General features: G+C 44.3%; 21 protein-coding genes. 13 read left to right on the top strand and 8 right to left on the bottom strand.

Annotated elements, in window-relative coordinates; all coding sequences use genetic code 11:
• Positions 1-87: 87 nt before the first annotated feature.
• The 5 genes from AB6E51_RS05205 to AB6E51_RS05185 all read left to right on the top strand — a co-directional run bounded on the left by AB6E51_RS05205 (position 88) and on the right by AB6E51_RS05185 (position 6400).
• A complete protein-coding gene (locus tag AB6E51_RS05205) occupies positions 88-1509 on the top strand; it encodes an FAD-dependent oxidoreductase (RefSeq protein WP_372058054.1) in 1422 nt (473 codons plus the stop codon).
• Between the two features lie 227 nt (positions 1510-1736).
• Positions 1737-2846: a putative 2-aminoethylphosphonate ABC transporter ATP-binding protein gene (locus AB6E51_RS05200; RefSeq protein WP_017067332.1), complete on the top strand. Its 1110-nt coding sequence runs from the start codon at positions 1737-1739 to the stop codon at positions 2844-2846.
• Between the two features lie 21 nt (positions 2847-2867).
• Positions 2868-4577, top strand: a complete 1710-nt coding sequence (locus AB6E51_RS05195; RefSeq protein ID WP_372058053.1) for a putative 2-aminoethylphosphonate ABC transporter permease subunit — start codon at positions 2868-2870, stop codon at positions 4575-4577.
• A 67-nt stretch (positions 4578-4644) separates the two neighbouring features.
• On the top strand, positions 4645-5349 hold the full coding sequence (phnR, locus tag AB6E51_RS05190; protein WP_029235340.1) for a phosphonate utilization transcriptional regulator PhnR: 705 nt from the start codon (positions 4645-4647) through the stop codon (positions 5347-5349).
• A 136-nt stretch (positions 5350-5485) separates the two neighbouring features.
• Positions 5486-6400 (top strand): multidrug transporter, encoded by a 915-nt coding sequence (locus AB6E51_RS05185; protein ID WP_372058052.1) that lies wholly within the window; start codon positions 5486-5488, stop codon positions 6398-6400.
• Between the two features lie 122 nt (positions 6401-6522).
• Here AB6E51_RS05185 and AB6E51_RS05180 read toward each other — a convergent pair whose 3' ends face one another.
• The 3 genes from AB6E51_RS05180 to AB6E51_RS05170 form a co-directional block, all read right to left on the bottom strand.
• Positions 6523-7305, bottom strand: a complete 783-nt coding sequence (locus tag AB6E51_RS05180) for a siderophore-interacting protein (protein ID WP_372058051.1) — start codon at positions 7303-7305, stop codon at positions 6523-6525.
• A 200-nt stretch (positions 7306-7505) separates the two neighbouring features.
• A complete protein-coding gene (locus AB6E51_RS05175) occupies positions 7506-8984 on the bottom strand; it encodes a peptide MFS transporter (RefSeq protein WP_069601584.1) in 1479 nt (492 codons plus the stop codon).
• A 415-nt stretch (positions 8985-9399) separates the two neighbouring features.
• Positions 9400-10770 (bottom strand): L-serine ammonia-lyase, encoded by a 1371-nt coding sequence (locus tag AB6E51_RS05170; protein WP_102393582.1) that lies wholly within the window; start codon positions 10768-10770, stop codon positions 9400-9402.
• A gap of 356 nt (positions 10771-11126) precedes the next feature.
• Here AB6E51_RS05170 and AB6E51_RS05165 point away from each other — a divergent pair, with 356 nt between their 5' ends.
• A complete protein-coding gene (locus AB6E51_RS05165) occupies positions 11127-12005 on the top strand; it encodes a YdcF family protein (RefSeq protein WP_372058050.1) in 879 nt (292 codons plus the stop codon).
• A 4-nt stretch (positions 12006-12009) separates the two neighbouring features.
• On the opposite strand, the gene AB6E51_RS05160 is transcribed toward AB6E51_RS05165, so the two are convergent.
• A complete protein-coding gene (locus tag AB6E51_RS05160; RefSeq protein WP_017059520.1) occupies positions 12010-12132 on the bottom strand; it encodes a hypothetical protein in 123 nt (40 codons plus the stop codon).
• A 38-nt stretch (positions 12133-12170) separates the two neighbouring features.
• Entirely contained in the window at positions 12171-12431 is a 261-nt protein-coding gene (locus AB6E51_RS05155; RefSeq protein ID WP_017059521.1) for a DUF333 domain-containing protein, read from the bottom strand.
• 302 nt (positions 12432-12733) lie between these two features.
• Here AB6E51_RS05155 and AB6E51_RS05150 point away from each other — a divergent pair, with 302 nt between their 5' ends.
• The 5 genes from AB6E51_RS05150 to AB6E51_RS05130 all read left to right on the top strand — a co-directional run bounded on the left by AB6E51_RS05150 (position 12734) and on the right by AB6E51_RS05130 (position 18075).
• On the top strand, positions 12734-13252 hold the full coding sequence (locus tag AB6E51_RS05150) for an NUDIX hydrolase (protein ID WP_017059522.1): 519 nt from the start codon (positions 12734-12736) through the stop codon (positions 13250-13252).
• 228 nt (positions 13253-13480) lie between these two features.
• On the top strand, positions 13481-15244 hold the full coding sequence (locus AB6E51_RS05145; RefSeq protein WP_017059523.1) for an ABC transporter ATP-binding protein: 1764 nt from the start codon (positions 13481-13483) through the stop codon (positions 15242-15244).
• Positions 15238-17022 carry an ABC transporter ATP-binding protein gene (locus AB6E51_RS05140; RefSeq protein WP_372058049.1) on the top strand — a complete coding sequence of 595 codons (1785 nt, stop codon included), beginning with the start codon at positions 15238-15240 and terminating at the stop codon, positions 17020-17022. The genes AB6E51_RS05145 and AB6E51_RS05140 overlap by 7 nt, the downstream gene beginning before the upstream one ends.
• 235 nt (positions 17023-17257) lie before the next feature.
• Entirely contained in the window at positions 17258-17524 is a 267-nt protein-coding gene (locus AB6E51_RS05135; protein ID WP_017059525.1) for a hypothetical protein, read from the top strand.
• Positions 17525-17640: 116 nt separating this feature from the next.
• Entirely contained in the window at positions 17641-18075 is a 435-nt protein-coding gene (locus AB6E51_RS05130; protein WP_017064806.1) for a hypothetical protein, read from the top strand.
• A gap of 80 nt (positions 18076-18155) precedes the next feature.
• Here AB6E51_RS05130 and AB6E51_RS05125 read toward each other — a convergent pair whose 3' ends face one another.
• The gene (locus AB6E51_RS05125) at positions 18156-18671 is read right to left on the bottom strand and encodes a cytochrome b (RefSeq protein ID WP_082151303.1); all 516 of its coding nucleotides are present in this window, start codon (positions 18669-18671) and stop codon (positions 18156-18158) included.
• Between the two features lie 276 nt (positions 18672-18947).
• Between AB6E51_RS05125 and AB6E51_RS05120 the strand changes: the two genes are divergently transcribed.
• On the top strand, positions 18948-19787 hold the full coding sequence (locus AB6E51_RS05120) for a tetratricopeptide repeat protein (protein WP_017067625.1): 840 nt from the start codon (positions 18948-18950) through the stop codon (positions 19785-19787).
• Between the two features lie 161 nt (positions 19788-19948).
• Complete coding sequence (locus AB6E51_RS05115) at positions 19949-21214, top strand: peptidoglycan DD-metalloendopeptidase family protein (RefSeq protein ID WP_065584577.1); 1266 nt, start codon at positions 19949-19951, stop codon at positions 21212-21214.
• 201 nt (positions 21215-21415) lie between these two features.
• Here the strand turns inward: AB6E51_RS05115 and AB6E51_RS05110 are convergent, their stop codons facing one another.
• Positions 21416-21736: a heavy metal-binding domain-containing protein gene (locus AB6E51_RS05110; RefSeq protein ID WP_004730185.1), complete on the bottom strand. Its 321-nt coding sequence runs from the start codon at positions 21734-21736 to the stop codon at positions 21416-21418.
• 36 nt (positions 21737-21772) lie between these two features.
• The gene (locus AB6E51_RS05105; protein WP_017064800.1) at positions 21773-22720 is read right to left on the bottom strand and encodes a LysR substrate-binding domain-containing protein; all 948 of its coding nucleotides are present in this window, start codon (positions 22718-22720) and stop codon (positions 21773-21775) included.
• Between the last annotated feature and the right edge of the window lie 7 nt (positions 22721-22727).

Here is a 22727-nt window from a genome sequence, read left to right as displayed (position 1 = left end):
CTCATTAGAAGTTAGAGATCAGTAAAGGAAGGCTTCGGTCTTCCTTTTTTAGTTTTACGCCTTTAGGTTTTAAGTAAGGTACAACAAATGACAAAGCACTACTCATATTGGTTCAAGCAAGCGTTAGAACAAGAGTTTGGCAACATCAATGAGGGGCTAGATTCGGCGAAGTCGCTCCAAAAAGACGTCAACTGTGATATCGCCATTGTTGGCGGTGGCTATACGGGTTTATGGACGGCGATTTTAATCAAACAACAGCAACCCGAAAAGCATGTTGTCGTGATTGAAAAAGGTCTATGTGGTAGCGGTGCTTCTGGTGCGAACGGCGGTTGCATGCTGACGTGGTCAACTAAGTATCCGACGCTGAAAAAGCTCTACGGAAAAGAACAAGCGAAATGGTTGGTTAAGGAATCGGAAAAGGTTATATACGAGATTGAAGCCTTCTGTAACGAACACAAGATTGACGCGCATCTATATCGAAGCGGTACTTACTACACGGCGACCAATGAAGCGCAAAAGGGTGGAATGGAGCCTGTTGTTAATGAGCTGGTTAAGCAGGGTATCAATAGCTGGAAGAAGTGCGACAATTCTTTGGCTGATAAAGCGGGATCTGATCGCCACATTGAGGGTTACTACTCAGAAGCTGCGGGTAGTGTGCAGCCAGCGTTATTGGCGAGAGGCTTACGCCGCGTTGCGATCGAATTGGGTGTCGAAATTTACGAAAATACAGAAATGACTTCTCTTGATTACGGCTCACCAGTTCGCGTCCAAACTAAGGGTGGGACGATAACTTCCGATAAAGTGATCTTAGCGCTCAATGCGTGGATGCTCGATCACTTTAAAGAGTTCAAACGCAGCATAGTGGTTGTCTCTTCCGATATGGTGGTGACCAAGCCTATTCCTGAAAAGCTCAAGCAGTTTGGTCCAGAGAAAGGGGCAGCGGTGGTAGATTCGCGTATCTTTGTCCACTATTACCGAGATACCCAGGACGGACGACTCATGTTGGGCAAAGGCGGCAATAAATTCTCGTTTGCGAATCAGGTTGAAAGCATGTTCAACCAAACGACTAGCTACCTACCGATTCTCAATCAATCGTTCCAAAAATTGTTCCCTAAATTGGAACAAAGTGAATTCGATTACAACTGGTCTGGCGGCTCAGATCGTTCGGTCACCGGATTGCCATTTTTCGGTAATCTAAAAGGCCAAAGCAACATCTATTATGGGCTTGGTTACTCTGGAAATGGCGTTGCTCAAACCCGTATGGGCGGGAAGATTTTGTCAGCAATGGTACTCGATATCGACAATGCTTGGACGCGAAGCGGTTTAACTAAAGGCCCATTAGGACACTTCCCGCCAGAGCCATTCCGTTGGGTAGGTGCGATGATAGTGCGTGATGCGGTACGAAGAAAAGAGAACGCGGAAGATTCGGGTAGCACGCCATTGTGGCTAGATAAACAGTTATCCAAACTCGCAGGTGCGGCGGGCAAAGCCGACAAGGTTGAATCATAGATTAATCTAGCGTTTAAATTAGAAGTTTACATTGAGGCTCTCAGTGATTTATGGGCAAGTCACTGAGGGCTTTCAACGTTGAACTAACTTTCAATGTTGAACAAATAGCAATTTTTAATGCTTATTATATCTGCAATATAACTGTCATTTAGCTTCTATAAATTTGTCACTCAACTGCAATATTCTCAGTATAAATTTGGTATATACCATGTAGAGAGTGCTGTAGTATGAGCAACCAAACTTATTTGAATATTGAAAACGTTGTAAAGCAATTTGGCCAATTTACAGCGTTAAAAGACATCTCCCTATCGATAGATAAAGGCGAGTTCGTCTGCTTCCTTGGCCCATCTGGCTGTGGAAAAACCACCTTATTACGTGCGATTGCAGGCCTAGACTTACCAACGTCAGGTTCTATTGAGCAGAACGGTAATGATACGACCTTCTTGCCACCAGAAAAGCGCGACTTTGGCATCGTGTTCCAGTCTTACGCTTTGTTTCCAAACCTCACTGTGGAAGAAAACATTGCGATTGGGCTGAAAAACCAAGGCATGTCGACCAAAGAAGCCCTTGAGACGGTTGAGTCTTGGTTAGAGACGATCGGCTTACCAACGTCTGGTCAGAAATTTCCAAATCAGCTATCTGGTGGACAGCAGCAGCGTGTTGCTCTGGCTCGCGCATTAGCCTTGTCTCCAGGCTTGTTGCTACTCGATGAACCGCTTTCTGCGTTGGATGCGAAGGTAAGAACACACCTACGTGATGAGATCTGCCAACTGCAACGCAAATTGGGTATCACCACTATTATGGTGACGCACGACCAAGATGAAGCGTTAACGATGGCAGACCGTATTGTCGTGATGAATCATGGTGTTATCGAGCAGGTCGGTGCTCCTCAAGAGATCTACCAAAAACCTGTCAGTCGTTTTGTGGCTGAGTTTGTTGGTAGCATGAACTTTATTCAAGCTTCTGTTGCGGCTCAAGGCAAGATGCGTATTGCTGAGTCAATGCTGCCGTTACCTGGCTTAGATAATCTCACGCCAAATCTGGGTGATGTTTTTGATATTGCCGTTCGTCCAGAGCAAATCCAGTTTGTTGATCGTTTTAGTGAATCCTTGCCAGTGAGAATCGTATCAAGCGAATTCTTAGGGGCGTTTTATCGTGTTGAGTGTCAATTGCAACATGACTCAACGGCGAAAGAGATCATCGTTGATGTACCCGTCAAAGAGTTCAACCGATTGAAGCTGCGTCGCAGTGATATTCGTTACGTGGCGTTTGATCAAGAAGGCCTTAGAGCTTACTCATCGAAAAGCCTGCAAGTGATGAAAGACGAGGCGGCGTAATCAATCATGGAATCGACTCAAATGATGCAATCTAAGCTGCTAATTCAACGACGAGTACAACCTTTTTTGGCTCGGTTAAGCAAAGACAACGTAATTCTATTTGGGCTGTTGGCCTTTTTGTCTGTGGTCATGACGTTGTTTATCCTGATGCCACTGTGGGCAATGTTGAAAAAGAGTGTTCAGAACGCAGACGGTGAATTTGTAGGTTTACAGAATTTCGCTACGTATTTTGCGTCTCAAAGCCTGTGGCAGTCGGTAGGCAATACCTTCACGCTTGGATTGCTAGTGACCGTAGTCGTGGGTGTCTTGGCGTTTGGTTATGCCTATGCGCTAACTCGTTCATGCATGCCTTTTAAGGGGCTTTTTCAAGTACTGGGTTCTGCGCCTATTCTTGCTCCGTCACTGCTTCCTGCAATCAGTCTTATCTTCTTATTTGGTAACCAAGGTATCGCTAAAGAAGTCTTGGGGGGCAACTCGGTTTATGGTTTGATTGGTATCTCACTGGGCTTGATATTTTGGACGTTTCCACACGCCTTGATGATTCTGACCACCTCATTAAGAACCTCTGACGCTCGCCTTTATGAGGCAGCACGTGCACTCAATACTTCATCGTTAAAAACTTTCTTTATGGTGACGTTACCTGCGGCAAAATACGGCTTGATCAGTACCCTGATCGTTGTGTTTACGCTGGTGGTTTGTGACTTTGGTGTGCCAAAGGTGATAGGTGGTAGCTACAACGTGTTATCGACTGACATCTTTAAGCAGGTGGTTGGTCAACAGAACTTCTCTATGGGTGCAGTAACCAGTATCTTGCTGCTATTACCTGCGTTGCTTGCGTTTACCGTTGACCGCTGGGTTCAAAAGAAACAAAAGAGCTTGTTTGATACTCGTTCTGTCGCGTACCAACCTGAACCTAGTTCACTACGTGATGGCTTATGTTTCCTTTATTGCACCATCATCTCTGCTGCTGTGGTTATTGTGTTGGGCATGGCGATATACGGTTCGATGGTCACCTTCTGGCCTTGGAACAAAGCGCTGACGCTAAACAACTACAACTTCGCAGAAATGAGTACTTATGGTTGGGCGCCATTCTTCAACTCCTTAACGCTTGGTGCTTGGACTGCGGTTATTGGTACTGTTCTGATTTTCTTAGGTGCATACTGCATTGAGAAAGGTCGCGCCTTCGGTCCTGTTCGTCAAGCGATGCAAATGCTCAGCGTTGTTCCGATGGCCGTTCCGGGTATGGTGCTGGGTTTGGGTTATATCTTCTACTTCAATGATTTGAGTAACCCACTTAACTTCTTGTATGGCACGATGGCGTTCTTGGTGATTAATACCGTGGTTCACTACTACACGGTAGGGCACATGACGGCGTTAACGGCATTGAAACAACTGCCTTCCGAAATTGAAGCAACAGCGGCTTCGGTAAACTTACCGCAATACAAGCTGTTCTTTAAGGTGACGTTACCTGTTTGTCTGCCGGCGATTTTAGATATTGCGACATACCTGTTTATTAATGCACTTACCACGACATCTGCGGTAGTATTCTTGTATTCTACCAATACGATTCCAGCGTCAGTATCAGTACTGAATATGGACGATGCAGGTCAAACCGGTGCAGCAGCAGCGATGGCGGTGATGATCATGATATCTGCAGCGAGTGCGAAGTTGATTCATATGCTAATCAACAAGTTATTCGATAAGCGCACCCAAGCTTGGCGTAAACGCTAGCGAACCACTTATATTGCAGTTGGCCAAGGAGTGGCTGACGACAAGAACAAGAATGAAAGGAAATGAAGTGCAGTACGTAAAAATCAAAGATGTCATCGTAGAGCAGATAGAGTCGGGGATGTTAACACCACGACAGAAGCTGCCTGCGGAACGTAAGCTGGCTGAATCGTTTGATACGACTCGAGTTACCTTACGCGAAGCCTTGTCTTCACTTGAAGCGGAAGGGCGCATTTATCGAGAAGACCGACGTGGTTGGTTTATCTCTCCCGAGCCGCTTCGTTACGATCCAACACAAACGCTGAACTTCACCAATATGGCTCTATCGCAGAATCGACAGCCGAAAACTGAGTTGGTGGCGGCGAAAGGAATGTTAGCAACCAAGGAGGCGACTCGGCTTCTTGAGTTACAACCTTTCTCGGACGTTTATCGAGTAGACAGAGTTCGTTATCTTGAAGATAGGCCGGTTGTGTATGTGACCAACTACATTCGACCAGAGTTGTTCCCTAACTTGCTTGATTATGACTTGTCTAAATCGTTGACGGACATCTACCGCGAACACTTTGGTGTGGTGTATCAGAAGATCCGTTACCGAGTGAGCACAACGTCTTTACTTGGCGAGACAGCGCAAGCCCTGCGTGCGACTTCTGGCTCACCTGCAATGGTTGTTGAGCGTGTTAACTACAATCAAAACGGCGATCTGATTGACTGTGATATTGAGTATTGGCGTCATGACGCGATCAGTATTGAGTCAATCGCGCAGCTAGAGCGCTAGTCATACGTTAGAACGTTAGCATATCTGCAATTATGCAGGATTGCCCAATTGAAAAGTTCAAAGGTCTCTTATTCGGAGGCCTTTTTATCACCTGTTGTCAGCCGTTGTGCTAATTCATCTATAATTTAGGAATGAAATGGAATTCTCTGCCATCGTCATCGTGACTATTTCGGCTTTGCTTCACGCGGGTTGGAACGTTCTAGGTAAATCGAATCAAGGATCGGGCTCGTCTTTCTTCTTAGCCTCTGGCTTTGCCGCTGCTGCGATATTGACTCCCTATTTGATTTGGTTCATTTACAGTGTCGGCTTTGTGGATATCACGCTTTTATTCTGGAAGCTACTTCTTTTAAGTGGTATTTGCCAAATCATCTATTTAATCGGCTTAGGTGTAGCCTACAAGCAGGCCGATATTGGGGTGATTTACCCGATGGCACGAGCGCTGCCCGTGTTGATGGTGGGTTTAGGCACGGTGTTGATAGGCTATGAGCTGTCACCTAATCAATGGTTTGGCTTCACCTTGATTACCTTGGGTTGTTTGTTTGTACCACTTAAGAAGTTTTCAGATCTTAGGTTAAAAGCGTATCTCAACCTTGGCGTACTGTGGGCGTTAATCGCGGCCATTGGTACCACGGGCTATTCCATCATTGATAAAGAAGCGCTTCTGTTACTCGATCCTTTGAGCACACCAGTTATAACTAACAAGCACACCGCGATTTTCTACCTAGGCATTCAGTTTTGGGCGATTGTGATTCCGCTGAGTGTTTGGTTATTCGTAACCAACCAAAGAATCGAGTTTACTAATGCGTGGATACTACGTAAGAAAGCCACAGTGGCCGGTATCATGATGGCTTCGACCTATGGCTTAGTGCTGTTTGCGATGACCATGACTGAAAATGTCAGCTTGGTTGTTGCTCTTAGGCAAGTGAGTATCATTTTCGGCGTAGTGATGGGGATCTACTTTTTAAAGGAAAAGTGGCACGCGACTCGCGGTGTAGGCGTATCTCTAATTATTGCTGGCTTAGTTATCTCATTGACTAAAAAGATCGCCTGAGTGATTGGGGATTTGTGAATAGGTATCTCTATTAAGTTAAATGAAAAAACGCCCTTAGCGAAACAAACTTCGTTAAGGGCGTTTTCTCTTTATCTAGTAAAAAGCTGTAGGTAGTAAAAGACTTACCCCGCTAAATCTTGAGCATCTTGCTGTTTCAACACTTTGTGGCCATCTTCAGTGACACCACGTTTCCAGTAGCTGCTGATGTAGATGTTCTCTTTCGCGACTTCTTTTTCGTTGCGGAAGTATTGTCTTAGCTCACGCATGCTTTCAAATTCACACGCTGTCCATATTGAAACCTGACCTTCTAACCATTCTGTGTTGCGCACGGTTTGTGAAAGTGACTCTGAGGTTTCATCTTCAATCAACCAGGTTACTTTGATACCTTGAGGAGTCTCAAGTACCTGCTTATCTGCTGCTGAGTTGATCTGAATGATAGCGTGACCAGTTGCTGTTTCTGGGAGCGTTTTTACTTTTGCAGAAAGCGCAGGTAGGGACGTCATGTCTGCAACTAAGAAGAACCAGTCTGACTCTAGGTTAAGCCCCTGAATTAAACCAGGACCAGCCACTGAAATAGTGTCACCCACTTTCGCGTTCATTGCCCACCTTGCAGCAAAGCCACACTGCAAATCTTTAGTGATGTGACGAACGAAATCGACTTCAATCCACTGCTCTACAGGATTGTACTGATGAATGGTGTAGGTACGCATGGTTGGGCGCTCACCTTCGTTTAGCTGGCTTAAATCAGTCGTGCCAAGTGGCGAGAATAAAAGCTTGATGTAGCCGCCGGCACATTCTGTTGGGTATTTACTTAATCCCTCACCGCTAAGCGTTATGCGCTGCATGTTTGGAGTAATTGTTGAGGTTTGAGTAACGGTTAATGTGATAGGGCTAGGCTTGCTCATATAAGGCTCTCTTAGATTTGGATTTCCACATCATAATCCTGAACTAAAAAACACTCAATACTAATAGTTATCATTTACTTTTGTTTACACATGTACTACCTAACTTATACGACAGATCCTATTGAGAAACGGATCCTACAAAAAAGAGCCCTTTAGAAAACTAAAGGGCTCTTAGGATTGGTTTGACTCAGCGAACAGAATTAGCTGTTTGCTTGCTCTAGTTCAATCGTTTCTTCAGCGGCTTTCGCAGCTTCTAGCATCTTACGAATAATGAACGATGCTGCCATTGCGATACCTACCATCACGACGGCAAGAACAGTCAGCATTTGGAAGTAATCACCGTAAACCGTTTGCACGATCTCTTGTGTGATCTCTTGACCTTTCTCTAGTGCAATAGACGTTGAGAATACCGCGCCAACAATGCCTGATAGTGCGATAGCAACAGAGAACAAGCTTACTGAGAAGTTTTCAATGTGCTTAGGTGCAACAGACAGGATGAAGGCTACAACCATTGAACCTACAATCACTTCACCGAATGCTAGGAAGAAGTGAATCGCTAGGAAGACTTCTGGGCGGATCAGAACATCGTCACCCACTGTCGTTACTGCCATCGTAAGGATACCGAAAGCGATAGCCGTAAGGATGAAAGAGAAACCGACTTTGGTTGCAGTTGAGAAGTTAATGTTTTTCTTTTCTAGGCTAGAGAAGATACCCGCGATGATAGGACCAGCAACCATACACCATAGTGGGTTCATTGCCATTGAAGCTTCAGGTGCAACAGGGATAAAACCAAATAGATCGCCACGCATTGTGTTGATCGCTACCATTGTCATCGAAGTCATCATCTGACCGTAGTACACGAAGAAACATGTCGTCAGGAATGTGATGATTAAAATAGTGCCCATTTTCAGCATGTCTGATTTCTTCGATTTCAACATCAAAGAAACAAAGTAGACGATTGCTGCACCGCCAATTGCGTATACGATGTTTTGGCCAATATCCATGTTCGAGAACATGAAGAATACCAAGCCAATCATAGCGGCAGAAAGACCAAGGAACGCTGCCCAGTTTTTAGTGCTTACTGGTTTTTGGTCGATTTCAGCACTTGCTTCAACAAGGCCTTTGCGAACAAAGATCATCATCAGAAGCGCAGCACCGGCTAGAACCGCTGAAAGAAGGAAACCACCGTGGAAACCAACAACAAGTACTAGCATTGGGAACAGGTATTGGCCTAACAGAGCACCAATATTGTTTACTGAGTAGTTGATTGGGTAGCAGTTCTCAAAATCTTCTTGAGTTTTGAACGTGCGTTTGTAAAGACTTGGGTAAGAAGGGGACATCAAACCACGTGCATAACTTGCTAACGCAATACCACATAATGCCATCGGAACATTGGTTGCTGCTGCACCAAGTACCAGTAGAACGTAACCACTTGCGAACCCTAGGAAGGCAATGGTTAAAGATCGGTAAGCGCCTAAAAACTTGTCGGCGATAAAGCCACCTGCGATAGCAAATAGCGGTCCGATTGCAGAGAAAGCACCAACAACCATCATGGTGTCGGCTTCATTGTAGTTCAGATCTTCAAGGAAGAAACGAGTCAAGATCACCATGACGCCATAGAACGAAAGTCCGAACATCATTTGGCAGAACATCATTGATTTGTTTAATCTATTCCACATTATTTTATTCTCACGTTTGTATTAATATGTAGTGTAATTACCCGATTATAATATCATTAGTAGTAATACATAAACTGAAACATCTGTCCCAAACAGAACTATACTCGATATATCTTTTCTTATGAGTGCATTCATATTTCTCATGAATGAGATTTGCAACGTTAGATTTTGCAAGTGGATGCATGGCGGTATGAAATTTAGCCATCATCATTTGTGGCTAAGTAATGAACTAATAAAGGGAAAGTTAGAGGTAGTCATTCTGTAAGTTATTTTGAGTGAGTATCACTTTCAATTAGCTGTTGGGCTTTAGCCAATAAAAAAGCCAGCTTGGTGGCTGGCTTTGTTGAGATATTGAAAACTAAGTTTACAAGCATGCTGTCTCTATAGAGGCTTTCTCCACTCGTGTTCCTGTCTTTTATTCACAAGGTGGTGCCATGTGGATCACGGCTAGGCCGCCTAGAGAAGTTTCACGGTACTTCTTGTTCATGTCTTTACCTGTTTGATACATGGTCTCGATAACCTTGTCTAACGAGATAAGACACTTGCTGGTACGTTTCAACGCCATGCGCGATGCATTGATGGCTTTCATTGCACCCATTGCGTTACGTTCGATACATGGCACCTGAACAAGGCCACCGATCGGATCGCATGTCATGCCCAGTGAGTGTTCCATCGCGATCTCAGCGGCAATACAAATCTGTTCGTTGCTACCACCACGTAGGGCAGTTAGGCCTGCTGCGGCCATTGATGAAGAAACGCCGACTTCACCCTGACAACCTACCTCTGCGCCAGAAATCGAAGCGTTGGTTTTGTATAAGATGCCGATTGCGCCAGAGACTGCCAAGAAGTCTTTAAGCTGCTTGGTGTCTAGCTCCTTGATGAAACGATGGTAGTACATCAATACCGCAGGTATAACCCCAGCCGCACCGTTGGTCGGTGATGTCACGACCTGACCGCCCGCTGCATTCTCTTCACTCACGGCAAAGGCAAATAGGTTAATCCAATCCATGATCTCCATTGGATCGTTTTCAATCGAGGCATTCGCTTCAAGCTTTTTAAGCAGAGCAGGTGCTCGACGAGTGACTTCTAGGCCGCCATCAAGGATGCCTTCTGTGTCAAAGCCACGCTGCATACACAGAGACATCACCTTCCAAATTTGGTCGGCTTTCCGGTCAATCACATCCATACCTTGGAATGAAACTTCGTTACGTAGAATTAAGCCACCAAGGCTCAGTCCTTGTTGTTCGGATAGTTCAAGTAACTGATCAGCGGAAGAGAAAGGGAACTCAACTTGTGTTTCTGCTTCCTGTTTGCCGTTTTGTAGCTCATCAGCGGTTGCGATAAAGCCACCACCAATCGAGTAGTAGGTTTCCATATCCAGAAGGCTGCCGCTTTCGTCAAAGGCAGAGATAGTCATGCCATTTTCATGCAACGGAAGGTTAGTTTTGTGGAAGAGCAGATCGCTTTCTACATCGAAATAAATTTCATGGTTACCGCTAACCAATAGAGATTTATCTTCAATCGCCTTACGCATTGCTTGGTTAGCACTGGTGATTTTAATGGTGTCGGGGCGGTTACCTAGCAAACCTAACAAGGTCGCTCTGTCTGTGTGGTGACCAATACCCGTCAATGATAACGAGCCGTATAAGTCGATTTGAATACGCTTCACTTGCTTAAGCTGAGCATCAATTTTTTGGGTAAAGTTAAACCCAGCGATCATTGGTCCATTTGTGTGGGAGCTGGATGGTCCAACCCCAATTTTGTAGATATCAAAAATAGACAGCATAGTAACTTCCTGTGAAGACGGTTCGATGGACGAACTCTGTGTAAAATTTGTATTTGGTTAGTTGCACTTCTTTGAGTGAACCTGTTCTGTGGTTGAAACAGTTATGCGATAGAGCGTATTCATTGATTGAAAGGGCTCTTTTATCGACTAGTGCTAACAAGCATAGAGCGATGAAATACAAGAGCGTGCTATGTTTGCTGTAAAGCGACACGTTTATTCTTGTATTACCTAAGATGTCGCTATCAATAGTGAGCATTATTGCGAGCAACATATAAGAATTTCAAAATACTTTTGTTAACAAGTATTGTATACATAATTCACTCCATCTAATCCCCAAAACGAGACTTGAACATAAAATGAGCATTAATCACCTCCTTATTGTGCTGGGTAAGCGACTTAATGAGAATAAATTGACTGATGAAGGAATCAGTCGAGTTGATGCTTTGGTTGAGTATCTGGCGGAGCCTTTGGTAGAAGAGTCGAATCAGCAAACTGCGGTAGCATTTTGTGGTGGGCTAACAAAAGGGCAAACACTGTCTGAAGCCGACGCGATGCACCAGTACTTTAGAAAGCTTGAAAAGCAGCGTGAACATCCGTTTTCTTTAGGGGCGATTTTGCTCGAGCAGCACTCGACCAACACTGTCGAGAACATACAGAACTTGGCCTCAGAGTTGATTGCAAGCGGGCTGTTTACTCGCGGGCAAAGTGTGCAAGTGACATTCGTTTCGAATGACTACCATTTACAACGTATATTCGAGATTCAATCGCTCATGGGCGAGCAAGGTTTGCTTAAAGTTCTCATCGAGAAGTGTTCCGCACTTGGGGTAGAGCAGCAAATAGATCGCAGGTTGGAGGCTCATGTTGCGGTGCCATACCCACATCAAAGTGCTCAGGGGCAATTGTTTCTGTTGATGGACGTACTGACGACCTACCGAGTTTATCTTGAAGGTGTTTGTGCGGGCGCATTTAAGCGAGATTTAGAGTTGGTTAGACGAGAGCCAGAAAGACTGTCTTTGGAAGCATTGATCACTGCCAAAGAGCTCGTTGGACGTTCATCTGACTTTGACATTGTGGAGAGTTTACTCCCAGCATTGGAGCGCTGTATCCAGCAGACTTCAGTGGGTACCGATGTAAAAAAAGTCAGGGAATACCTAGCTCTACTAGATACTAACCTGACTTTATTGAACCGTTATTTAGATCCGGAATCGGATCACACACATCGCTGGTGGCGATAGGTGATTATTTCTTTCTCGTGATGCCAATAACGGTCTTTAAACTCGCAAAGGCAATCAGACAGTAAGCTAGAAGCTCAGTGCCTTCTTCAGCGATGTTTTTAACCGCTCGAACGTAATCATCGCCCATAACATTGTGCCAGAAGGCTCATGTGTTTTTTACAGTGATTAACTTTGGTTTTCTGAATCTTGCTCATGGTTATTGCGGTAGTACTCCCACTGTTCAATGCGCTCGCCGTCATCGAATACACAGTAAGTTGTACGCTGATTGTTTTCAGTAACCGTGTCTAATTCACCGTCCTGTTGAACACAATAAACCGCTGCTGGGTTAGCGACTGAAACACGTTGGCCCTCGCTATATTCTGCATAGTCGTTTGCACAACCGCCTAATACAACGGCACATACAGCCATCAAACCAATTTTCTTCATGTCTATCTCCTACGTGATAACTCTATAATCGAATGCGTTAAGTTCTACAGAACCAAATGAGAAGCTCTATGAAATTAGTATATTTTAGATTTCAGAAAAGGTTGTCCTAATTTGGTCAAGATATTGAAATAGGTTGATATTTCTTCATGTTTAACGACTTTTTGAGTGTTAGATCAAGCTAAGTGGATTCAAGTTACCGTAGGAATATCCCCGTCCGATCCGTTCTGGTTAGCGGTTGTGAACCTCGAATCTATTGATGATTATGATATGATGCCGCCAAATTCAGTAGAGCAGTCAGAATCATGAGACACCTAAAAACAACCATCCATCCTGATATCGACCATCTAGACAATAAAACGGTCTATAAGCGCAACGCTGCCCGTGCCATTGTGTTAGATGGTGAAGACATTCTGATGCTGTATACAGAGCGTTATCACGACTACACCATTCCTGGTGGTGGTTTGGATGAAGGGGAAGATGTGATCGCAGGTATGGTTCGTGAACTCGAAGAAGAGACTGGCGCGAAGAATATCCATAGCATCAAGCCGTTCGGCATTTTTGAAGAGTTTCGTCCTTGGTACAAAGATGATGCAGACATGATGCACATGATTTCTTACTGCTACTCATGCAAGATCGATCGTGAGCTTGGTGAAACGGCTTACGAAGATTATGAAGTGAAAAACGGGATGAAACCGGTGTGGATGAATATCCATGAAGCGATCGCTCATAACGAAAAGACCATGGCAGAGAGCCCTAAGAAGGGCATGAGTATTGAACGTGAAACCTTTTTGCTGCATTTGATTGCCAAAGAGATGCTTTAGCCGTTATCAATACTAGCCTGCTAAGCTATTTATTTGCCGCCACTTTTGGCGGCAAAGTTGTTTCTAGCAATGCTAAAATTTAATACCCGAAACTAATTATTGAATATGGTTGATATTGTCAACTAAGTGTTTTTGATGTATCTTTACCTCAGCGATGAACCTATCTAGCTTAACTGCCCGGTTATATCGTTAAATCTCGCTGTGAGCCTGCCCTAAACAAAGAATACTATGAATAAAAGACAGTTTATTGCCCATTATCTGCGCATGAATCGCACCTCGTACTTATTGGCGATTGTGTTCATCTTTCTCGTTAACTGGTTACAAGTAGAGATCCCTCGCTATATCCAATTGGCGATAGATTTGATTGATGATGCCTCTTCAACTGGCCACCAACAGCTTCAAACCTATGTTTGGATTGTGGTCGGGATGTCGGTTGCCATGGTGGTGGTGAGAATTCTGTCTCGTATCTATGCGCTTAATCCGGGGCGAATTACAGAGGCCGCACTTAAAAGTACACTTCTACAAAAGTTGAATCGCTTACCGAGCAGCTTTCACGAACGCTTTGCTTCGGGTCGACTGATCTCGATTATCAACAATGACCTTAGTGGCATTCGACTGCTGTTTGGTGTCGGCTTCTTGCAGTTCTTCAATGCCTTGCTTGCGTTGTCGTTGACGCCTCTTTACATGTGGCGTATCTCACCAGAATTAACGCTTTATTCGATCATTCCTATCTCAATCGCTTTTGTGATTTTCCGTGTGGGCTTCAAGCGTATGAAAACGCTGCATTTAGAGCACATGAAGCGTCTACAAAACCTGTCTGCTCAGCTAATGAGTTACCTGTCTGGGATTGATCTCATTAAGAGCCAGCAGATGTCACCTTGGGTGAAAGCCGAAACTGAAAAGCTGAACCAGTTATTGCTTGAATGCCGCCTTAAAATTACACGCATTCAAGTCTTCTTTATGCCGGTACTCGACTACGCCAATGACCTGATGAAAATCATCATTCTTGGGCTTGGTGGCTACATGTTAATGAGACAGGAACTCACACTTGGTGAGATTACCGCCTTTCTGACTTACTCGGTTTTGCTCGCTATGCCATTGATGCAACTTGGCAGAATCGCGACCATTTATCAGCGAGGCATGGTCGGTATCCAAAGTGCACAAACCATTCTTAATGCCAAAGTCCCAGAGCTAGATGAAGATAAGCTGACTGAACTAGATGTTGAATCACTGAAGGGAAAAACGTTTTCTGTTCGCAACCTCAGCTTCAGCTATTCAGGTGAAGAACGCGTGATTCTCGATGACATCAGCTTTGATATTCCAACAGGTAAGAAAGTGGGTGTGTTAGGCGGGATCGGAGCGGGTAAAACGACATTAGTGAACTGCTTAAACCACCACTTGGATGTACCACAAGGTTCTGTTTTCCTTGGTGAAAGAGATGTCACTAGCTTCTCACGCAGTGACTTACGCCGTTACGTGAAAACCGTGACTCAAGACCCTTACCTGTTTTCAGCAACCGTCGAAGACAATATCCGCTTTGGTAGCCTAGATACCGATTTGGCAAAGAGTCAGGTTGATGAAGTGCTAGAGCTCAGCCAGTTGGCTAGTGATGTGACACGTTTTGAACACGGCGATCAAACCTTAGTCGGTGAGAAAGGGATCATGTTGTCAGGTGGTCAGAAGCAGCGCTTAAGTATTGCGCGTGCTTTATTGCAACCCACCGACCTGATCATCATGGATAACGTTCTATCGGCTGTCGACTATGAAACAGAACGTAAGATCTTGGAAGGTTTGTTTAAACGTTTGGAAAATCAATCGGTTCTTGTGGTTTCACACCGCGTTAATGCCCTTGAATATATGGATGAAGTCATCGTGTTGAACGAAGGTAAAGTGATCGCGAAGGGCGACCACGCCACGTTATTGAAAACCTGTGATTACTATTACGATACATGGCAACTACAGCAGAATGAAACGGAGGCAGCAGCATGTTAAAACGTGTTGATCTCAAGTACCTCAAGCACTTTTTTAAGTTTGCTAAGAAATACAAAGGCTCTGCGATTCTGGGCATCGCTATGCTTCCTCTTTCTGTCATCACGAGCTTGTTGTTCCCTTGGCTGATCATTCAAGTGATCGATGTTCACCTGAGTCACGGGGATATGGATGGACTGCTCGAGTACGTCTTCTATCTCGTTGCCGTGCTGGTGGCGAGCTATGTGGTGGATACCACCTATTCGTACAACCTACGTAAAACCGGGCAATACACGATAACTGACATGCGCTCAGTGTTGTTTGCTCGCGTGCTCAAACTGCCACGCAGCTATTTTGATAACACACCGATTGGCGCAACGCTTTCACGATTAACCAGTGATTTGGAAACCATCGGCGAGACGTTTGTTCAGTCGGTTGTCGGGCTAGTTAAAGACAGCATCAATACCATTGCTCTGTTAGTGATGATGTTCTTTATTGATTGGCAGTTAACGATGATTGTATTGATCATTATGCCACCAGTGATGTACTTGACGGTGTATGTGAGAAACCGACTTCGTGCTTTGTATAAGGTGACTCGTTCTTCTTTGGCTCGCAGTATTGGCTTTTTACAAGAAGTCTTATTTGGCATGAAAACCGTTCAGATGTACCGAGCAGAAGAGCAAGTCGAGCAACGCTACCAAGGCTATACCGATGAGTTTTTAAGAGCGCAGAAGAAGATCAATAAATACGATGCGATTTTGTTCTCGTTTATCTCTGGCATCACCTCCATCACTATCGCGATTATGATCTGGTATGGCTCTGAGCAAGTGTTAGAAGGGGCGCTCACCTTGGGTGTGCTGATTGCGTTCATCAACACCTTAGAGAAAGTGTTTGTTCCGATTCGTGACTTTACTTCGCAGATCGCTTCGATTCAGAGTTCATTTGCAGCGTTTGACCATATTGAAGAGCTGTTTGTTGAGCCGACTGAAGAAGAAGGGCGCAACCTGTTGTCATCTAACAAGGTTGAGAAGCAGCTTGAACAGTTTGTGAGCCTAGAGTTTAAGAACGTAAGCTTCCGCTACAAAGACGACTCTCCCTACGTTCTAAAGAATGTCTCGTTTGTATTGGAGAAAGGGCATCAAATCGCCCTTGTGGGTTCGACGGGTTCGGGCAAGTCGACGATTCTGCGTCTGATCTCTAAAACCTACCAAGATTATGAAGGCAGCATTTTGTTGAATGGAATAGAGCTGTCACAGATCTCAAGTGAAGACTCTGCTCATTTGTTCTCAATGATGATGCAAGACGTGCACTTATTTGAAGAGACCATTCAATTCAATATCGCGCTGGGCAAAACGCATCTATCTAGAACTGAGGTTGAACAGGCGGCGCGCTATGTTTATGCCGATAAGTTTATTGAACAATTGCCACAAGGTTATGACTTCCACTTGGAAAAGAACGGCTCTAACTTGTCTGTAGGGCAAACGCAGCTTATCTCGTTCGCTCGAGCGGTTGCACAGGGTGGTCAATTGATGATGCTTGACGAGGCGACCAGTTCGGTAGATTCAATCACCGAAGACCTGATTCAAAAAGCAATGCAGCGCCTTTTCAAGGAAAAAACTGTGATTGCGATTGCACACCGTTTGAGTACCGTTCGTCACTCAGATACGATTTTGGTGTTGGAAAAGGGTGAAATTGTTGAGCAAGGTAATCATCAACAGCTGGTGGCACACAATGGTATTTATGCTGGCTTGTTACAAGAATCGATTGTAGAAACGGGCGATTCTCAAGTAACGGTTGCCTGATCACCTCAAATCAGGTTTACCGTTATCGATACTATGAATTGGTGTTGCTTATGTTTCACCAATTTCTATTCTTTTCTAGTATTCCCAGTAGCTTAGGGAAAATAAAACATATTTTACGATTATTAATATGTTATGATCTCCCTACTACTAAAGGGGTGTCTTAGGGCATCGGGATGTATGCAAGCAAAAAGAACCGGCTTGTGTCAGTCACTTTCTGGCGAATATGGAATCGAAAATGTTGTTGGAAGAAGTTGTAGAAATTATCGAATTAACCGACTCAGACCATTTATCTCAAGCAATGGAACTGTTTAACGAGCATGGTTTTGTTGATGCTGAGTCTTTACCTTTTATGAATGTTGTTTTTGAAACAGCACCAGATCAACTTGCGAAGAAGCTGTCGCAGATTGGTTTTAAAGGTTTAGTGCAAGTCGAAAAGAATGAAGATGCATCAGGCTTCACCATTATTGATGCTGACCGTGTTCTGCTAAAAGATTCTGCTTAGTCGAAAGGCTCTGCTTAGCTGCAAGATTCTTCTTAATAACAAGAATAAGATTCAGCTTAGTGAAAAGACTCTATCCAGTTCAGTAACACCCGTTATGATTATTTGAGGTTAACACAGTGACAACAGCAACCGTTTCATCAACAGAACAACATATTTCCAACGAACATGCACTTTTAGGTGCATCGTTATTAGCGTCTCAAAAAGTTGAGTTGGCTCTGTTCAGTGTGATCTCTAAATTAGCTAAAGCCCTATCAAAAGAGCAGCAACAGTCATTAGGTTTGGATTTGGATACCTTTTTAAGGGAGAAGCCAAGTGAACAAGCCTCGACTCTGAGCCGCTACGAAAATACGTTTGGTGAACAACTTCCTTTGAAGGCTAATGAACTCAACGATTTTATTTATCATCGAAACTTGGTCACTCGTGGCTTTTGGCGTGTGACTGGTGCTGATGTTAAAGGCGGTGAGAAACTTGCTAACCCAGAGCTTTATTTAAAAGAGTTCTTGGCTAAATGTGAATACTGGCAAGTGATGATTGATACTCAAACCAAGTAATCAAATTGAAATAAGAAAGCCATAGCGAACATGCTATGGCTTTTTTGTTGTTTGTGCAAATTGTCTTGAATTCTTTGAATCTAGAGCATCATCTTCAATACATAGTTCCTAGAGACAAAGTGATGTTTAAGTGCGGCACTGATATGCAGCACAATTAAACAGGCTAGGGCAATACAACTGGCACGATGTAAATAGAAAAAGAAGCCGTTGATTGCAGAGTCGGTAATTAGATTATTTACGCTCACTAACCAAAATAAAGAGTACGGTTCTTTTAGCATTAAGTAGCCGGTGCTGAAAACCATAAACATCACAAGATACATCAAAGAGTGTGCAAGCTTGGCAACGCATTTTTGCCCTTCAGGCACAGAGGTTGGCATGCTTGGCGACGAGCGAAAGTGGCTCCAGATATAACGAACCACAAGCAGTGGCGTCGCAACGGTCGCCAATGACATGTTGAGCACTGACAGAAAAGAAAACAGCTCTGGATGACTGGTGACATAGTGCATCACATACCCTGCGATCGTTGCATAGATGATTACAGAAGCCATTACCCAGTGCAGTACACGGCTTACTAAATCGTATCGTGGATTATTCAAATTAACCTCGTTCTGATCGTTATTAATATAAGATTCATCTCGATGCAATAAACCATTTTTCGGTATATTCGCATCGCGAATTAATCATATAGAACAGTATTACGCGGTATTTTTATAATTTAGAAATTAATGATGTTGCTTCAGGTGTTTTATAATTATCAATGATGTTTTAGAGTGTTAATTCCAATATGGACATAGCAAACTTGTCGACTTCCTAGCTTGTATGCCTATTACGAGATACAGTTAGTCTAAATATAAACATATAAGGAATGTATAATGCTTCGAATCTTATTGGTTGCAGTTATCTCGGTGTTCAGCACGATGAGTTTTGCAAGCGAAGATGTTAAGTACTCGGAACAAGAGTATTTGGATAGACCGCTGATGGAACGCTATATCTTGGATGAGTTGAAGCAGCTTCGAATGGAACAGCAGGATCTTGAAAGACGCTTGACCATTCAGATGACTGACCGGGAACTGACTGTGGCAGACAAGTCTCTGAATTACGCCAATGTAACCGTAACCTACTTCTTCTACATTATTGCTGGTGTGGCCTCTCTTATCGCGCTGGTGGGTTGGCAATCCATCAAAGAGCTTAAACACACAACTCAAGACATGGCTGATAAGCGACTTAATTCTATCGCTCAAGACTATGAGAAGAAGTTTAATGTTCTTGAACGGGATCTTAAGCGCAAGACCAGAATCATTTCCGACAACAACCGCGAAATTGAAATTATCAATGAGATTCATAACCTATGGTTGAGAGCACAGAACGCACAAACGGCAGAGCAAAAAATTGAAATCTACGATGAAATACTGAAGGTTCGTCCTGGAGATTTAGAAGCACTTACTGCCAAAGCTGACGCTGCTATGGATATACAGGAATACCACTGGGCAATGAGTCTTTGTAACCGTGTATTAGAAGTCGATGACCAAAATGCTCATGCCTTGTATCAACGTGCTTGCGCCTATGCTCGATTAGGGGCAGAAGGTCAAGCTATCGATGACTTAGAGCGCGCTATTGAAGCCAGTGGGTCCATGAGAGAGCTGCTAACTGAAGAGCCGGACTTTGAGATGCTGCGAGGCTTAGAACGCTTCGAAGTACTTCGTGAAGAGTAATATGAGGTAAAGATCCGTGTTAACTAAGGTGGTGGGCTTTGCATGCTCACCATACTTTCACACCTATCGCGCTATGGTTTCTTACATTTCATTTATTTTTTTGATTTAATTGTTATGTTATAACACTTTCTAAGTTCCTCGTTATAACCGCTAAGTATTTTATGAAGTTCCTCCGTATTGGTCTGATCGTTACTGCGATCAGCGCATTTTCCCTTGCTGCTTTGCTCTCTTTTCACTCCAAACCAGCACCAGAAATCTCTATCAAAATAACACCTTACCAAGGTTCTCAACCTAATGATAAGGAAGTCATCGACTCGCAAGCGACTCCCAACTCTTTGGTTAAGGTCCATTATTTTGTGAAAGTTGGCGATACGCTAAGCAACATCTTTTCGTCATGGCAACTGCCATATGGAACCGTTCAAAAGGTGATGGAAGCGGATCTGGAGTCTTTGAAACTCGACACAATAAAACCTGGTGACCATCTAGAGTTGCTTTTGGATAGTGACTCAAAACAGCTTGTGGAGCTGATTTATCACGAGAGTTTGGTTGAGCAAGCAGCCTTTACTCGAAATGATGATGGAAGCTTTAATTACCAATTCCATGAAATGCCTGGCGAATGGAAAGAAAAGCTCTATACGGGCACCGTTCATGGCAGTTTTTCAACGTCAGCATACAAAGCGGGATTAACAACCGCCCAGATCGCCAATATTACTCGAACGTTAAGAGACAAGATTAACTTCTCAAAGCAGTTAAGAGCGGGCGATGAGTTTAATGTGTTGGTCAATGAGCAATACACAGGCGACCATCTAACAGGAAAAACAGAGATCCAGGGCATATCGATTAGGTTACGAGGTAAGGAAGTGGCCGCGTTTCTTGCTTCAGATGGACGCTTCTACGACAGAGAGGGTAACAGCCTTGAGCAAGCGTTCAATCGCTACCCAATAGACAAACAATTCCGAAGAATTACTTCGCCATTTAACCCATACCGTAAGCACCCAGTGACCGGACGTATATCTCCGCATAATGGTACTGACTTCGCAACACCCGTAGGGTCGCCAGTTTATTCAACCGGTGATGGTCGAGTTATTGCTATTCGTAACCACCCGTATGCGGGGAAATACATAGTGATTGAGCATAACAGCGTTTACAAAACTCGCTATCTGCACTTGAGCCGATTCTTGGTTAAGAAGGGGCAACAGGTTAAGCGTGGGCAGAAAATTGCGTTGTCTGGCACGACTGGTCGCGTAACCGGGCCGCATTTGCATTTTGAAGTGCTGGTGCGTGGAAGAGCGGTGGATTCGATGAAAGCGAACTTACCTTTAGCAAGTTCTATCTTACCTGAAAATAAAGGTGCATTCTTGGCGAGAGTTGCCTCGTTTGATGACATGCTCTCCGGGCAAAAGGTTGCACGAGTAACATCAAGCTAAGTATCAGCTTATAACTGTTCTAACCCTTTGGTGGCTAGTCATCAAAGGGTTGGAACGAGTTTTCATTAGGCTGCCTGATTGCTCAATAGCTTAATAGATTAAGTGCTCAACATCTTATGTGCCCAAGTGCTCATGTGTTGAGATCTTAAGTGACTAAGTGACTAAGTGACTAAGTGACCAAGCGATTGAGCGACTAGGCGATTAAGCGACGACAACCGCCGTGCCACTAGCAGAGACCATCAACATGCCATTACCTGTTCCCAAGACTTCGTAATCAATATCTACGCCTACCACCGCGTTGGCACCCGCTTCAATCGCTTTCTGTTCTAACTCTTTGAACGCGTAGTTACGTGCTTTTTCCAGTTCTTTCTCGTAGGTGCCAGAACGTCCACCCACAAAGTCACGAATTCCTGAAAACATATCTTTGAAAACGTTCACCCCTAGAATGGCTTCTCCGGCAATAACCCCTTTGTAATCGACAATGCGCTTGCCTTCGACTGATTGTGTGGTGGTAATAATCATAATGGCCTCTTGTAAGCTTGCTGAGCTGTCACTCGCTTATTGATTGATAGTTTGGTCTTGCTCTTGAATGTCATCGTTCAGTGCTGTCTCTGAGCGTGTGAATTCATGTCTTAACCATGTTCTCAGTTTTAGCACACTTTCTTGTTTTAATTTGTTTTTTGGGCAAACAAAGTAAAAATCTTGGTGCGGGTTAGCAACCGGTTTACCCAGTTCGACAAGCATCCCATGGCTGATATCATCTTTCACAAACAAGCGATGCGTTACTAGTACGCCTAACGAACGAATTGAAGCTTGCACCGCTTGAATGGAGACATCGAATGTCAGGTTGCTATGGAATGTGGGCATTGGGATTTGGTAATTGTCGCACCACACTTGCCAGTCGTGTTGTCGCCTGAGGTTAAAAACGCCAATGGTCGGGTTTTGTTTGACGAGTTGTTCGACGCTCAATCCGGTCTGGTTTTTTAATATCGTAGGGCTACACACCAAGACTAGGTCATCGTCGCCCAGTTTCTCGCTGTAATATTGTTCCCACTCGTTGGGTTTGCCATGTACAAGCGCAACATCGACCCCTTCCTGCTCGATATCGAAAGGGCCAGTTAGCGTCGAAATGCGGATATCAAGTGAGGGAGCGAAGGCTTGGAAGTCGGGAACTCGTGGGATCCACCAGTGCATCGCTAGCGAATTGACCATGTTGAGGGTAATGCGGTGGTCGTTAGGCGTTCTGGCAAGCTCTTCGGTCGCCTCTATCACTTGCTCAAGTGCGGGAGCAACTTTGCGGTAATATCGCTTACCTGCGGCATTAAGAACAACACGACGACCGACTCGTTGAAACAGAGGCTTGTTGACCAGTTGTTCTAACGACTTTATCGCTTGGCTTACCGCAGAGTGACTGACGTACAATACCCGCGCGGCGTCGGTCATGCTGCCAGTCTCAGCAACAGCAATGAAAGCATAAACGGATTTAAGCGGAACGAGTTTTTTCATTGGTAAG

Source organism: Vibrio sp. 10N.247.311.47, from assembly GCF_041467535.1.
In the GTDB taxonomy this organism is placed as follows: Bacteria; Pseudomonadota; Gammaproteobacteria; order Enterobacterales; family Vibrionaceae; genus Vibrio; species Vibrio crassostreae_C.
Note: the sequence above shows the minus strand (reverse complement) of the source record. Positions and strands in the feature narration are given on the sequence as shown.

Coding starts and splice junctions, on each gene's coding strand:
- AB6E51_RS05155 (WP_017059521.1), bottom strand. CDS start 12,431: ATGAAGAAAATTGGTTTGATGGCTGTATGTGCCGTTGTATTAGGCGGT.
- AB6E51_RS05150 (WP_017059522.1), top strand. CDS start 12,734: ATGAGACACCTAAAAACAACCATCCATCCTGATATCGACCATCTAGAC.
- AB6E51_RS05110 (WP_004730185.1), bottom strand. CDS start 21,736: ATGATTATTACCACCACACAATCAGTCGAAGGCAAGCGCATTGTCGAT.
- AB6E51_RS05115 (WP_065584577.1), top strand. CDS start 19,949: ATGAAGTTCCTCCGTATTGGTCTGATCGTTACTGCGATCAGCGCATTT.
- AB6E51_RS05105 (WP_017064800.1), bottom strand. CDS start 22,720: ATGAAAAAACTCGTTCCGCTTAAATCCGTTTATGCTTTCATTGCTGTT.
- AB6E51_RS05195 (WP_372058053.1), top strand. CDS start 2,868: ATGATGCAATCTAAGCTGCTAATTCAACGACGAGTACAACCTTTTTTG.
- AB6E51_RS05170 (WP_102393582.1), bottom strand. CDS start 10,770: ATGCTGTCTATTTTTGATATCTACAAAATTGGGGTTGGACCATCCAGC.
- AB6E51_RS05135 (WP_017059525.1), top strand. CDS start 17,258: ATGTTGTTGGAAGAAGTTGTAGAAATTATCGAATTAACCGACTCAGAC.
- AB6E51_RS05165 (WP_372058050.1), top strand. CDS start 11,127: ATGAGCATTAATCACCTCCTTATTGTGCTGGGTAAGCGACTTAATGAG.
- AB6E51_RS05180 (WP_372058051.1), bottom strand. CDS start 7,305: ATGAGCAAGCCTAGCCCTATCACATTAACCGTTACTCAAACCTCAACA.
- AB6E51_RS05145 (WP_017059523.1), top strand. CDS start 13,481: ATGAATAAAAGACAGTTTATTGCCCATTATCTGCGCATGAATCGCACC.
- AB6E51_RS05160 (WP_017059520.1), bottom strand. CDS start 12,132: ATGGGCGATGATTACGTTCGAGCGGTTAAAAACATCGCTGAAGAAGGC.
- AB6E51_RS05205 (WP_372058054.1), top strand. CDS start 88: ATGACAAAGCACTACTCATATTGGTTCAAGCAAGCGTTAGAACAAGAG.
- AB6E51_RS05200 (WP_017067332.1), top strand. CDS start 1,737: ATGAGCAACCAAACTTATTTGAATATTGAAAACGTTGTAAAGCAATTT.
- AB6E51_RS05140 (WP_372058049.1), top strand. CDS start 15,238: ATGTTAAAACGTGTTGATCTCAAGTACCTCAAGCACTTTTTTAAGTTT.
- AB6E51_RS05175 (WP_069601584.1), bottom strand. CDS start 8,984: ATGTGGAATAGATTAAACAAATCAATGATGTTCTGCCAAATGATGTTC.
- AB6E51_RS05185 (WP_372058052.1), top strand. CDS start 5,486: ATGGAATTCTCTGCCATCGTCATCGTGACTATTTCGGCTTTGCTTCAC.
- AB6E51_RS05120 (WP_017067625.1), top strand. CDS start 18,948: ATGCTTCGAATCTTATTGGTTGCAGTTATCTCGGTGTTCAGCACGATG.